Genomic DNA, 13,144 nt, shown 5'->3' with positions numbered 1-13,144 from the left:
ACCGCACGGCGGTCGGCACGACGGCGGCACGCGCACACTCTTGAAGTCCGCGCGGTCGCGGCGGAGCCACGCGGCTCACCACCCGGCGAGGCCTGACACTGCGTCAGGCCTCTGGCCGGCCGGGCTTGCGCGAGGACGGGGGAGATTCGGGCGGAACGCCGCCTCGGCTGTCGCCGTGCCCGACGCCCCCGCCCGTGCCCGGTCAGCGACCGCCCGCGGCGCTGGAAGCAACCCAGGTGAGCAGGGTCTGGGTCACGCCCGTGCCGTCGGACGGCAGGTCCGGCGTGTAGGTCCAGGCGTGGTTGACCCACGGGTCGGCGATGTGGTCCTCGGGAATCGGCGTCAGGCGCAGCATCGCCCGCCACAGCGGGTCGAGCAGCGGGCCGAACGACCCGGCGTCCGCGCGGGATCCGACGACCATCACGTGCACGCCGACCCGCGCGCCCTCGTCGACCAGGTGGCGCAACTGCGTGACCGTGCGGTCGTCGAACGCGTACGGGAACCCGTGCACGACGAGCAACTGGCGGCTGAAGTCGATGTGTTCGGGCAGCGCGTCGGTCGCACCGCTCTCGATCGCCATGCGGGCCAGCTCGACGCGGTCCATCAGTCGGCCCATCAGCGCCGCGACCTCGGGGGCGGTGGTCGCCGGCTGCCCGACCAGCAGGCCGCTGGCCGCCAGCGGCGCGAACGGCCCGGCGGCGGCGCCCTTGCCCTCGGGGTCGATCACGTGCAGCTTCAGGTCGCCCACCGGGAACGCCGCGAGCATGCGCGCCGCGATGGTCACCGCGAGCTCGGTCGCACGGGCCCGGACGGCCTCGGAGGCCAGGGAGGTCACATCGTCGTCGAGGCCGGACGCTCCGCTGTCGATCCACAGGCCGCGCTCCACCGGCAGGCGCAGCACCATCGGGATCCGCAACTGCGGGGACTCGGGCAGGTGCAGGTCGCCGAGCCGGATCGCGAGCGCGGTCTCCTCCGCGGCCCGCCAGCCCGCCCACACGGGCGAGTCCCAGCGCGCCATCTCCGGCGGCAGCTTCGGCTCCAACTGAGCGACTTCGGCGGCGAGTTGGGTGCTGTCCCGGTCCAGGCCGGCACGGGCGCGCTCGACGAGCTCGCGGTGCTTGGCACGTGCGGTTTCCTGAAGTGCCAGGCCTGCCGGGGATGTTCGCGCGGCAGGGTCGTTCAGCACCTCGGCGAGGTCCTGGTCGAGGCGGTTGTCGGCGAATCCGACCGACGACCGGTAGGAGGCGGCCGAGCGGGCGGCGTCCTCGAAGATGCCCCACACCTGCTCGTACAGCCGCTCGACCTCGCGGCGCGCCTCGCGCAGCGCGGCCTCGCGCTGCGCGTCGCTCATGCCGGGCGTGACCCGCGCCGCGGTCGACGCCTGGCCGGGCAGCCCCGCGGTCGGGAAGCCCGCGGCAGGCGGAACCGGCGCGACCGAGGGCGCGGACGCCTGGGAGGCGTGGGCGTTCGGACCGGGCGTGGTCGCCGGCTGCGGGGTGTCGGCGCGGGCGGGCACTGCGGATCCGCTGAGCTGTGCGCGCACCCGGTCCACGATGGGGGCCCGGAGTTCCACGCCGAGGTCGCGCAGCAGCGCGTCCAGGCCGCCGTCGAAGCCCTGGCCGATCGCACGGACCTTCCACGCGCCCTGGCGGCGGTACAGCTCGACGGTCTGGATGGCACGCTCCGCGCCGAGGTCGGTTATCGGGAACGACGCGACCGGACCGCCTCCGGAGAGGACCCGGACGACCGGCGGGGCGACCGCGCCGAAGCGGTCGACGCCGCTGCCTTCCAGCGTCGCGGCGACGATGACCCGGTCGACCTCCTCCGGCAGCGCGGAGAGGTCCGCGTCGACTCCGAGGGGGCGCACCGCGACACCGGCGATCGGGCTGCCGTCTCGGTGCACCACATCGGCGTCGCCGCGGACCTTGAGGTTCGCGTCGAGCAGCACGGCGACGAGTTCGACCGGGCACTGCGCGGTCACCTCGACCGCTGCCTGCGGCTGGGGCAGCGGCAGGTTCTGGCCCCGGACGAGTTCGGTGGTCATGGTGCGGTCCCCTCCCCGCCCCCCGAGGGACGGAACGGCACGGGCCGGGGCCGCCGGTCCTTCCGACCGTGTGGCCCCGGCCCGTTTCGGTTTGCTGCTCGGTTACAGGTGCGCGGCCAGGGCCGGCATCAGCTCGGTGAAGGTGCGGCCGTTGGCCGGCTCACCGATCGCGCTCATCTTCCAGCCGTCGCCGTGACGGTAGAGCTTCGCCATGACCTGCGCGTTGTGCGGGCCGCCCCCGGAGAGGGTGTACCGCGCGAGTTCCTGGCCGTTCGTCTCGTCGACGATGCGGCAGAACGCGTTCTCGATCTCTTGGAACGTCTGGCCCTGGAACGAGTTGACCGTGAAGATGATCTGCGTCACGTGCACGGGGACGCGGCTCAGGTCGACGATGATCGACTCGTCGTCGCCGTCGCCGGCACCGGTCAGGTTGTCGCCGGTGTGCCGGATCGAGCCGTCGTCGCTCACCAGGTGACCGAAGTAGACCGCGTCCACCGGCTGCTGCTCCGCGAACAGGACACACGACGCATCCAGGTCCACGTCGCGCTCCCGGCTCCCGAACAGACCCTTCTTCTTGATCGCGTCCCAGCCCAGGCCCATCCGGACCAGGGTCAGCTGGCCGCCACCCTGCTTTTCGAGCGACAGGCGCTGACCCTTGACCATGTTGACGGACACTGTGATGTCTCCCCTCACAAAGCTTTCCGCGGCACGCGGCCTCGCGCCCGCAGCGTAGTGCCCTTTCGGATCTCCCGTGTGCGGGATTCGGCAGGCACCCATCCGTGACGAACCTATCGTTCATGACGATCCGATTCGACGGGTCGTTCCCTCAGTTGAGGACCGATCTGGCTGATAAACGGTTCCGGCGGTCCGGAAACGGGAAATCTTCCGGGCTGTGCCTGGTTCCGGCCCGCCCGGCGGTGCGTTTCGGCGGTGTCATGCCATGCCTGCGGCTTTCATCCCGCGCAGCTCCTTCTTCAGTTCGCCGACCTCGTCGCGCAGCCGTGCCGCCAGCTCGAACTGAAGCTCCGCGGCGGCGGCGTGCATCTGCTCGGTGAGCTGGCCGATGAGGTCGGTGAGATCCGCGGCGGGCATGCCCTTGGTGTCCGGCATGCCGCGGCCCGCCGTCGGCACGGGTGCCTTCCGCCCCTTGCCGCCCGCCATCAGCTCGGCGGTGTCGGCGTCCTCGCGCGCGATCATGTCGAGGATGTCGACGATCTTCTTGCGCAGCGGCTGCGGGTCGATGCCGTTGGCCTTGTTGTACGCGACCTGCTTCTCGCGCCGCCGGTTCGTCTCGTCGATCGCCTTCTCCATTGACGGCGTGATGCGGTCCGCGTACATGTGGACCTGGCCCGACACGTTTCGTGCGGCACGGCCGATGGTCTGGATCAGCGACGTCCCCGAGCGCAGGAACCCCTCCTTGTCCGCGTCGAGGATCGCGACGAGCGACACCTCGGGAAGGTCAAGGCCCTCGCGCAGCAGGTTGATGCCGACCAGCACGTCGAACTCGCCCAGCCGCAGCTCGCGCAGCAGCTCGACGCGTCGCAGAGTGTCGATGTCGCTGTGCAGGTAGCGCACCCGGATCCCGAGTTCGAGCAGGTAGTCGGTGAGGTCTTCCGACATCTTCTTGGTCAGCGTGGTGACCAGCACGCGCTCGTCGCGTTCGGCGCGCTTGCGGATCTCGTGGACCAGGTCGTCGATCTGCCCCTCGGTCGGCTTGACGATCACCTCGGGGTCGACCAGTCCGGTCGGCCGGATGACCTGCTCGACGACGCCGTTGCCGCGCGACAGTTCGTAGGGCCCCGGGGTCGCCGAAAGGTACACGGTCTGACCGATGCGCTCCAGGAACTCCTCCCACTTCAGCGGGCGGTTGTCGATCGCGGACGGCAGCCGGAAGCCGTGGTCGACCAGGTTGCGCTTGCGCGACATGTCACCCTCGAACATCGCGCCGATCTGCGGCACGGTCTGGTGCGACTCATCGATGACCAGCAGGAAGTCCTCGGGGAAGTAGTCCAGCAACGTGTTCGGCGCGCTGCCGGCCTCGCGGCCGTCGATGTGCCGCGAGTAGTTCTCGATGCCCGAGCAGGTGCCGATCTGGCGCATCATCTCGATGTCGTACGTCGTGCGCATGCGCAGCCGCTGCGCCTCCAGCAGCTTGCCCTGCTTCTCGAACCGGGCGAGCTGCTCGGCGAGTTCGATCTCGATGCCGCTGATCGCGCGCTCCATGCGCTCGGGTCCGGCGACGTAGTGTGTCGCCGGGAACACGTAGAGCTGCTCGTCGTTGGTGACGACCTCGCCGGTGAGCGGGTGCAGTGTCATCAGCGACTCGATCTCGTCGCCGAACATCTCGATGCGGACCGCGAGCTCCTCGTACACCGGGAAGATCTCGATCGTGTCGCCGCGGACACGGAACGTGCCGCGCGTGAACGCGACGTCATTGCGCGCATATTGGATGTCCACGAAACGACGCAGGAGCGCGTCGCGGTCGATCTCCTCGCCGACCTTGAGCGACACCATGCGGTCGACGTACTCCTGCGGGGTGCCGAGGCCGTAGATGCACGACACCGACGCGACCACCACCACGTCGCGGCGGGTCAGCAGCGAGTTGGTGGTCGAGTGCCGCAGCCGCTCGACCTCCTCGTTGATCGAGGAGTCCTTCTCGATGTAGGTGTCCGTCTGCGCGATGTACGCCTCGGGCTGGTAGTAGTCGTAGTACGAGACGAAGTACTCGACGGCGTTGTTGGGCAGCAGCTCGCGGAATTCGTTGGCGAGCTGCGCGGCGAGGGTCTTGTTGGGCGCCATGACGAGCGTCGGTCGCTGCAGCCGCTCGATCATCCACGCGGTCGTCGCCGACTTGCCCGTGCCGGTCGCGCCGAGCAGCACGATGTCCTTCTCGTCGGCGCGCACACGCCGTTCGAGGTCGTCGATCGCCGCCGGCTGGTCGCCGTTGGGCTGGTAGGGGCTGACGACCTGGAAGGGCGCCACCTTGCGTTCGAGGTCCGTAATGGGTCGCACGCGTCAACGGTACGACCTGGCTCCGACATCCGGGGCGGGCCGGCGACGGCGCCCCTCCGGACCACGGGTCACTTCCGGGGCGGCGCCCACACGGCGACGAAGGAACCGCACGAGAACACCTCGCCGTGCAGCTCGCGCTTGACCCGCACCTCGATGTTGCGGTCGGTCCACTTGATGATCGGCTGGTTCGCCGGGACGTGCTTGGGCACATAGCCCGGCACCGCGACGAAGCGCACGTCGATCGTCTGGAACAGCACCAGGTAGTCGCCCTCCCGGTCGAGCTCCTTCGCGCGCTGGACCATCAGCTTCTCAGCTTCGGGGTTGGTCACCTCCATGTAGTAGAGCCAGTCCATCGGGAACGGGTTGTTCAGCTTGAAGACCGGATACGCCACCGCGGTGTCCGGCAGGATCGCCACCCACTTCGCCGGCCTGGCCTGGACGCAGTCGCGCACCTGCGTCATGTAGCGCCGGTCCCCCGGGCTCGTGCGGATGCCGCGCATCTCCGGCGACACCGTGCCCATGTCCTGCGTGAGGTGCGGACGGCCGCCGTCGATGTAGCCGTGTCCGTCGCGCACGTCCAGCAGCTTCACCGCGCCCGTGCCGACCACCAGCACGCCCGCGCAGGTCAGCGCGGTAGCCCGGACGAACACCGCCCGGCGCGCGGGCGACGCGGCGGCGGCGACCAGCGGCCCCGGGGTCACCGCGCCGCGCCACAGCACGACCAGCGTGGTGAGTGCGAGGGAGCCGCCGATCAGCGCGGGCACGTCGTAGCCGTACGACAGGCTGACCATCCAGCCCAGCGCCAGCACCGGCAGCGCGGCCGTCAGCACGCGGCGCCGCACGATCAGGTCGACGACCACCGCGGCGACCAGCATCCACCACAGGACGACCGAGTACAGCACCTCTTCGAAGATCCACTTGGCCTGCGCGAGCTCGGCGACCACCGCCGCGGTCGCCACCAGGCACGCGGCGGGGTCGGCCCATTCCGCGACGCGGCGGACCGGCCCGTCGCCCGCGTGCCGGGCGACCAGCCGGGCCACGACGATGGCCGCGAGAGCGGCGAGGAACAGCCACAGCCACCGGGCCTCGTGGGGCGCGTACTCCAGCATGTCGGGCAGCATCGTCAGGACGCGCTCGCCCCAGACGCTGTCGGTGCCCAGAAGCTGGTTCGGCAGCTCGGCGGTGCCGCCGCCGAGGACGACCCACACGACGTACGCGAACGGCCCGGCCGCCAGCGCCGCGAGGTCACGCACCACACCGCGGACGGTCGGCCTGCCGGTGCGGCGGGGGTGCAGGAACACCATCGCGAGCGCGACGATCGCGACCGGGGCGAAACTCTGCTTGCAGATGACCGCGTACCCGGCCAGGAACAGCCCCCAGCGGCGCATCGCCGGACTGTCGCGGCGCACGCCGCGGTCGATCAGGCACCAGCCGAGGCTGGCGAAGAAGATGCCGTCGGTGGTGTGCCACGTCATCGCGGCCCACATATGCAGGTTGATCATCGCCGCGGCGGCGGTCAGCCCGATCAGCAGCGGCCCGAAGCGCGTCCACCGGCGGCCGGTGACCAACACGGTCAGCGCGATCGCGGACACCACGAATTGCAGGGTCGCGATCCACGCCTGGACCAGCATCAGCGGCCCGGGGATCGCGAAGTCGACGATGTGGAACACCGCCGAACCCGCCGGGCGCGGCGAGAAGAAGTCCGCGTGCGGCACCTGGCCGTGGAGGATCCGCCACGTGAGTGCCTGCGTGAAGCCCTGGTCCATCGGCGCGAAACCGAAGCGGCCGACCGACACCGTCAGCCACGTGGCGAGCAGCACCGGCCAGCCCACTGCGAACGACACGCGCGCGGCGCGGCGCCGGTCCCATGCGCCGAGGCGGAAAGAAGCGGACCGCAGGCCGGCCCGGGAGGACTCGGCCTGTGGATCCGCGGTGGGGCGTCCGGCGACCGGGTCACGGTCCGACCGCGCCGGCCCGGCGCCGGGAGCGAGCGTCGCGTGCTCCGTGGCCGGCGCATCGGCCCGTATACCGGCCTTCGCGCGCGCCGGCACCGCGGCGCGCTGCTCGGCGCGCTGCTCGGTGCGCGCGGCGTCGCGGGCGCCGTCGCCCTCCGGGGCCCGCCCGCCGGCGGTGTCGTCCGTCATCGGGCGGTCGTCCTCGACCCGAGAATGGCCATCGTGTCCTTCTCCGTCACAGACGGTGTCGGCGTGCGTCAGCGCCGCGAAGTCGGCGGGCGCCGCGGTTCCGGTTCGGCCGCCGTCACGCGCCGGCGGCGGGTTCCTCGCCGGTCAGGCGCTTCCACAGCGCCCGGACCTGTGGTTCCAGCGCCTCGATCGGCCCGTCGTTGTCGATGACCACGTCGGCGATCGCGAGGCGCTCTTCGCGGGTTGCCTGCGCGGCCATACGGGCGCGGGCGTCCTGTTCGGTCATGCCGCGCAGCCGGACGAGCCGGTCCACCTGCGTCTCGGGGGACGTGTCGACGACCACGACCAGGTCGTACGCCGTTTTGGCCTTCGTCTCGGCCAGCAGCGGCACGTCGTTGACCAGCACCGCCCCCGAACCGGCCGCCGACGCCGCCAACTCGGCCGCGCGCGCACCCACCAAAGGATGCACGATCGCGTTGAGCGCGGCCAGGCGCTCCCGGTCGGAGAACACCAGCGCGCCCAGCTTGGGACGGTCCAACGTGCCGTCCGCAGCCAGCACGTCCTCGCCGAATTCCGCGACCACCGCGGCGAGTCCGGGCGTACCCGGCTCGACCACCTCGCGGGCGATCAGGTCGGAGTCGATCACCACGGCACCGTACGCCGCGAGCCGCTTGGACACCTCGCTCTTGCCGGATCCGATACCGCCGGTGAGCCCCACGTTGACCATGGCACGGAAGCCTAGTGCGCGTTGCCGCACGCTCCCGCGCCCGGGCACCGCCCCGCGCTCCCCGCACCGCACGAGCGGCGGTTTCCGCCGAATCGCCGCACGCCGCGTTCGGTTGTCGCTCGGCACCGGGCGGCAACCGAACGCTCCCCGGCATGCGTGGAAGCACCGCAACCCTTGTTCGACCCCCGTTCGAAGCTCTACCGTGCCAGCGCCGCGGCCCACGCGCCGCGCGTCGCCCCGACCACCCGAATATGCCACCGCCTGCCCACGCACGGCCCGAGCCAGGACCATCGAGGAGCCCATGCACCGCACCCGGCTCGGAGCACTGCTGACCGTTGTCCTCCTCATCGTCGTGACCGCGGGCGACGCGGCGCGCACCGAACACTCGGGCACCGGCGGCCCGTCCTCCGCGTCGGCCGCATCCGGTCCGGCACCGTCCTCGGCCGACACCGCCGACCGGCCCAACCCGGTCGGTGCCATGCCGCCGGACCGCTTCGGGCCCGCCACCGCGCCCTGCGCGAAGGTCCGCCGCCCGCAAGGCTGGCTCGCGCAGGAGAACTCCCGTCCGGGCACCGGGGACTGGCGCGTCCCCGAGCGCTGGGGCGCGGACTTGATGGGCTTTCTCGACACGGACAGCGCCGCGTGCGGCGACACCGTGCGAATACGGCTCACCGGCACCGGCCCGGCCCGCGTGACCGCGTACCGGCTCGGGTGGTACGGCGGCGCCGGCGGCCGTGCGGTGTGGTCGTCGAAGGAAGTGCCGAGCACCGTCCGCTCGAAGGGGCCCGTGGCCCCGCCCACCTACACGGTCGAGACGAACTGGCCGGTGGCGCTGAAGTTCACGGTGGGCGCCGACTGGCCTCCGGGCTACTACCTGCTCGTGCTGCGCAACAAGTCCGGCAGCGCCTACGGCATGCAACTCACCGTCCGCGACGACGCGGGCAGCGCGCCGCTGCTGTTCCAGGCGTCGAACCTGACCGCGCAGGCGTACAACACCTACGGCGGCTACGGCCTCTACAGCGGCCCCGCCGACCCGACCGCCGCGCGCACCGACCGCGCGCGGGTCGCGAGTTTCGAACGCCCCTACACCGGCAGCGGCTACCTCGTCCCATTCTGGTACGACATCCCCATGGTGCAGGCGCTGGAGCGCACCGGGCTCGACGTCGACTACGCCACCGACATCGACATCGACCGCAGGCCGTCCCAACTCCTGCGGCACAACGCCCTGATCATCGGCGGGCACAGCGAGTACTGGACGCGACGCATGTACGACGCCGCCGAGGCCGCCCGCGACCGCGGCGTCAACATCGCCTTCTTCGGGGCGAACACCGTCTACTGGCACACCCGCCTGGAACCCTCGCCCGCGGGACCGGACCGCCGCGTCGCGGTCTATCGCAAGTTCGACGAGGACCCCCTCGCCGCCCAGGACCCCCAGCAGGCCACCGTCACCTGGCGCGAATCCCCGCTCAACCGGGGCGAACACCGCCTTGTCGGCTCGACGTGGGGCGGCCTCGGTGTCATCGGCTCGTTCCGCGTCCTCGACGCGTCCTCGTGGATCTACGACGGAACGGGTGTGCACGACGGTCAGGTACTCGCCGACTCTCTCGGCGGCGAGTACGACACCGCTCTTCCCGGCGACCCGGCCACCCCGCCCACTCTGGACGTCATAGCCGCCGCGCCGCTGCGTGTGGGGCCCATGGCGACGATGGGCACGATGTCGTACTACACGGCCCCCTCCGGTGCAGGCGTGTTCTCCGCGGGCACGACCTACTGGCCCTGCCAACTCGCAGGCTCATGCCACGAGATGGCGGTGGTCCCGGAGACGCGGGCGGTGCTGCAGCGGATGACCGAGAACATTCTGCGGGCGTTCGCCGAAGGCCCGGCCGGCGACCGGCACCCGTCCCGCCCGTTCCTCCCTCCGGGCCCGGACAACCTGATAGCGAGCGCCGCCCGTCCCGAGGACATCGGCACCACCGGTTGAGCACGGAGCACCCGAGGACACGCCCCTATCGCGAACGCAGAGCGGCGGCCCCGAAGGACCGCCGCCCGCATGTTTCTTCGCCGTGTGCTCCGACGAACTCTCGAACTAGATCGGCAACTTGCGGAAGATCGGCCGCGGCACGTGGCGCAAGACGGAGAAGACGTACCGCAGTTGCCCCGGCACCCACACCGTCGTGGCGCGCTTGCGCAGGCCCTTGACGATGCCGTCCGCGACGACGTCCGGCGTGGTCGCCATCGGGCCGTCCGGCATGCCCTCGGTCATCTTCGTCTTCACGAACCCGGGCCGGACGACCATCACGTGGACGCCGGTGCCGTGCACCTTGTCGGCGAGGCCCTGAGCGAACGCGTCCAGGCCGGCCTTCGAGGAGCCGTAGATGAAGTTGGCCTTGCGGGCACGCTCCGCGGCGACCGACGAGATCACCGCGAGGGAGCCGTGGCCCTGGCGGCGCAGCGCCTTCACCGACGCGAGCCCGGCGGAGACACCGCCGACGTAGTTGACCTGCGCGACCTTCGCCGCCGCGACCGGGTCCTGCTCGTCGGACTCCTGGTCGCCGAGCACGCCGAAGGCCAGCAGCACGACGTCGATGTCACCCTCGGCGAACACCCCCTCGATCACCTTCTCGTGGGTGTCCGGCTCGGCCGCGTCGAACGCGACGACCTCGACGTTCGCGCCCTGCCGCCGCAGGCCCTCGGCCGCCTTGTCGAGCGCGTCGGAGGGACGCCCGGCCAACACGACACGGCGTACCCGCTCGTCGACCAGCTTGCGGGCGGTGTGAAGCGCGATCTCGGACGTTCCGCCGAGAATGAGGAGTGACTGCGGTGCGCCCAAAGCGTCTTTCACCGTTTTTCCTTCTAGTGAGTGGCTTGACCGGAACCCGCGTCAGGCGAGGCCGAGACGGCGGGCCTGGTCGGAGACGAACACCCCGTCCGGGTCCACCTTGGCACGAACGGTGCGGAACTCCTCCAGACGCGGATACATCCGGTCCATGTCCGCGGGGTCCATCCGCGAGTCCTTCGCCAGATACAGGCGCCCGTCGTTGGACAGGACCAACTCGTCGAGCTCACGCAACAACCGGGCCAGGCCGGGGGTGTTGGTCGGGAAGTCCAGCGTCAGCGTCCAACCCGGCTTGGGGAACGACAGGTAGCCGTTGTTCCCCGGGCCGAAGCGCTTGAGCACGGTCAGCGACGACGGCGCACCCGCCGCGCTGATCTTCTCGACGGCCTTGCGCAGCGCGTCCTCGCGTTCGAACGGCACAACGAACTGGTACTGCAGGAAGCCCGTCTTGCCGTACGCGCGGTTCCACTCCTGGACCGCGTCCAGCGGGTGGAAGAACGCCGAAATGCTTTGCAGTTGCCCGACCTTGTGCTGCGGCGCCTTGCGGTACCACATCTCGTTGAACAGGCCCATGGTGAACTTGTTCGGGAGACGACCGGGGACCACGTCCGGAACGGTCAGCAGTGTCCCGCCCTTGAAGCGCAGCGGGTTGGCGCGCTTCTTCGCCGGCAGGTCGTCGAGACGCGCGAACTCCCCGCAGGTGAGCACCGATCGGCCGAGGTTGCGGCCCTTGGCCAGGCAGTCGAGCCACGCGACCGTGTACCGGTACTTTGCGTCCGTCTCGGCCATCATGGCCATGATCTCGTCGAGGTTCCTCGCCCGGTCGGTGTCGACCGACACCAGCGACGTCTCGATCGGGGTCATGCGGATCACCGCGGAGAGCACGATGCCCGTCAGGCCCATGCCGCCCGCGGTCGCCCAGAACAGGTCGGGGTCGTCCTCGGGGGTGACCGTGCGCACGGTGCCGTCGGCGAGCAGCAGGTCCATCGACAGCACGTGGTCGCAGAAGCTGCCGTCGGCGTGGTGGTTCTTGCCGTGCACGTCCGCGCCGATCGCGCCGCCGACGGTCACCTGCCGGGTGCCGGGGGTCACCGGCACGAAGAACCCGAAGGGCACGAAGAGTTCGATCAGGCGATCGAGGCTCACACCCGCTTCGGCCGTGACGATCCCCTGCTCCAGGTCGGCGTCGAGCACGCGGTTCAGCGCCGTCATGTCGAGCACGAGGCCGCCGCCGTTCTGCGCCGGGTCCCCGTAACTGCGGCCCAGCCCGCGGGCGATGACGCCGCGTTCGGAACGGCGCTGCAGCGCACCCGCGACCTGCTCGCGCGTCATCGGCGTGACGACGTCGGCGACCGTCGGGGCGGTGCGCCCCCAACCGCTCAGCGACGTGCGCCGGGTGGCGGGGAAGAAATCGGCCGAGGGGCCGTCAGACATGGAACACTCCCAGAACGAACATGATCAGCCACGCGAAACCGAGTCCGACGATGACCTTGTCACGCAGGACAACGTCCTCGGGCGCACCCGCGGTTCCCGCGTCGACGTACACCGCGTACCGCAGCAGGACGAAGCCGAACGGCACCAGCGACAACTGCTGCCAGGCCAAAGTGGCGTCCTCCTGGGGGATTTCGAAGGCCCACAGGCTGTAGGTCAGCACCGTGACCGCGACGGCCATCTGCCACACGAAGCGCAGGTAGGTGATCGAGTAATTGGCGAGCGAGGCACGGGTCTTCGCCGCTTCCTCGCCCATCAGGACCATCTCCGAATACCGCTTGCCCGCGACCATGAACAACGACCCGAAGCCCGCGGTCAGCAGGAACCAGCGCGACAGCGGAATCTCGGCGGCCAGGCCACCGACCATCGCACGGAACAGGAAGCCGGAGGCGACCATCATCAGGTCGAGGACCATGACGTGCTTGAACGCGAAGCAGTACAGCAGGTTCAGCACGACGTACAGGCCCACGACCAGCGCGGTGTTCCTGTTGCACAGGACGACGGCCAGCACGACCGACCCCGCCGCCAGGATCGGGCCGAGCACCCACGCCAGCTTGACCGGCACCGCGCCCGAGGCGATCGGCCGGTTCCGCTTCTTCGGGTGCTGGCGGTCCGACTCGACGTCGAACGCGTCGTTGACGTAGTAAATCGACGCCGCCGCGAGACAGAAGATCGCGAAGATGTAGATGCACTGGCGGAGGACGTCCCAGTCGTCGATCTTGCCGGCCGCCAGGGGGGCCGCGAACACCAGGACGTTCTTGACCCACTGCTTGGGCCGCGCAAGCTTGATGAGCCCGCCCAGGAGTCCCCCCCTGGGTGGCCGCGGCGGCGCCTCCACCGATTCGGCGGCTGCCTGCGGCGACGCTTCGATCTCGGACGTGCTCACGTCT

General features: G+C 70.6%; 9 protein-coding genes. 1 reads left to right on the top strand and 8 read right to left on the bottom strand.

The window, feature by feature from the left end; genetic code table 11:
- Positions 1 to 202: 202 nt before the first annotated feature.
- The 5 genes from ACRX5W_RS08710 to coaE form a co-directional block, all read right to left on the bottom strand.
- The gene (locus ACRX5W_RS08710; protein ID WP_436787370.1) at positions 203 to 2,044 is read right to left on the bottom strand and encodes a TerD family protein; all 1,842 of its coding nucleotides are present in this window, start codon (positions 2,042 to 2,044) and stop codon (positions 203 to 205) included.
- 102 nt (positions 2,045 to 2,146) lie between these two features.
- The gene (locus ACRX5W_RS08705) at positions 2,147 to 2,719 is read right to left on the bottom strand and encodes a TerD family protein (protein ID WP_436787369.1); all 573 of its coding nucleotides are present in this window, start codon (positions 2,717 to 2,719) and stop codon (positions 2,147 to 2,149) included.
- A gap of 258 nt (positions 2,720 to 2,977) precedes the next feature.
- The gene (gene uvrB, locus ACRX5W_RS08700) at positions 2,978 to 5,056 is read right to left on the bottom strand and encodes an excinuclease ABC subunit UvrB (RefSeq protein ID WP_436787368.1); all 2,079 of its coding nucleotides are present in this window, start codon (positions 5,054 to 5,056) and stop codon (positions 2,978 to 2,980) included.
- A gap of 68 nt (positions 5,057 to 5,124) precedes the next feature.
- Positions 5,125 to 7,200 carry a hypothetical protein gene (locus tag ACRX5W_RS08695; RefSeq protein ID WP_436787367.1) on the bottom strand — a complete coding sequence of 692 codons (2,076 nt, stop codon included), beginning with the start codon at positions 7,198 to 7,200 and terminating at the stop codon, positions 5,125 to 5,127.
- Between the two features lie 115 nt (positions 7,201 to 7,315).
- Positions 7,316 to 7,927 (bottom strand): dephospho-CoA kinase, encoded by a 612-nt coding sequence (gene coaE / locus ACRX5W_RS08690; RefSeq protein ID WP_436787366.1) that lies wholly within the window; start codon positions 7,925 to 7,927, stop codon positions 7,316 to 7,318.
- A gap of 301 nt (positions 7,928 to 8,228) precedes the next feature.
- Between coaE and ACRX5W_RS08685 the strand changes: the two genes are divergently transcribed.
- The gene (locus tag ACRX5W_RS08685; protein ID WP_436787365.1) at positions 8,229 to 9,908 is read left to right on the top strand and encodes a N,N-dimethylformamidase beta subunit family domain-containing protein; all 1,680 of its coding nucleotides are present in this window, start codon (positions 8,229 to 8,231) and stop codon (positions 9,906 to 9,908) included.
- Between the two features lie 105 nt (positions 9,909 to 10,013).
- Here the strand turns inward: ACRX5W_RS08685 and ACRX5W_RS08680 are convergent, their stop codons facing one another.
- The 3 genes from ACRX5W_RS08680 to ACRX5W_RS08670 are packed head-to-tail and all read right to left on the bottom strand — an operon-like array spanning position 10,014 to position 13,140.
- The gene (locus ACRX5W_RS08680) at positions 10,014 to 10,769 is read right to left on the bottom strand and encodes a decaprenylphospho-beta-D-erythro-pentofuranosid-2-ulose 2-reductase (protein WP_436787364.1); all 756 of its coding nucleotides are present in this window, start codon (positions 10,767 to 10,769) and stop codon (positions 10,014 to 10,016) included.
- Between the two features lie 39 nt (positions 10,770 to 10,808).
- Positions 10,809 to 12,197: an FAD-binding protein gene (locus ACRX5W_RS08675; RefSeq protein ID WP_436787363.1), complete on the bottom strand. Its 1,389-nt coding sequence runs from the start codon at positions 12,195 to 12,197 to the stop codon at positions 10,809 to 10,811.
- Positions 12,190 to 13,140 carry a decaprenyl-phosphate phosphoribosyltransferase gene (locus ACRX5W_RS08670; protein WP_436787362.1) on the bottom strand — a complete coding sequence of 317 codons (951 nt, stop codon included), beginning with the start codon at positions 13,138 to 13,140 and terminating at the stop codon, positions 12,190 to 12,192. Before ACRX5W_RS08670 ends, ACRX5W_RS08675 begins: the two co-directional genes overlap by 8 nt.
- Between the last annotated feature and the right edge of the window lie 4 nt (positions 13,141 to 13,144).

Source organism: Yinghuangia sp. YIM S10712 (assembly GCF_051388935.1).
Lineage (GTDB): Bacteria > Actinomycetota > Actinomycetes > Streptomycetales > Streptomycetaceae > Yinghuangia.
This window is presented reverse-complemented; position numbering and strand designations above follow the sequence as displayed.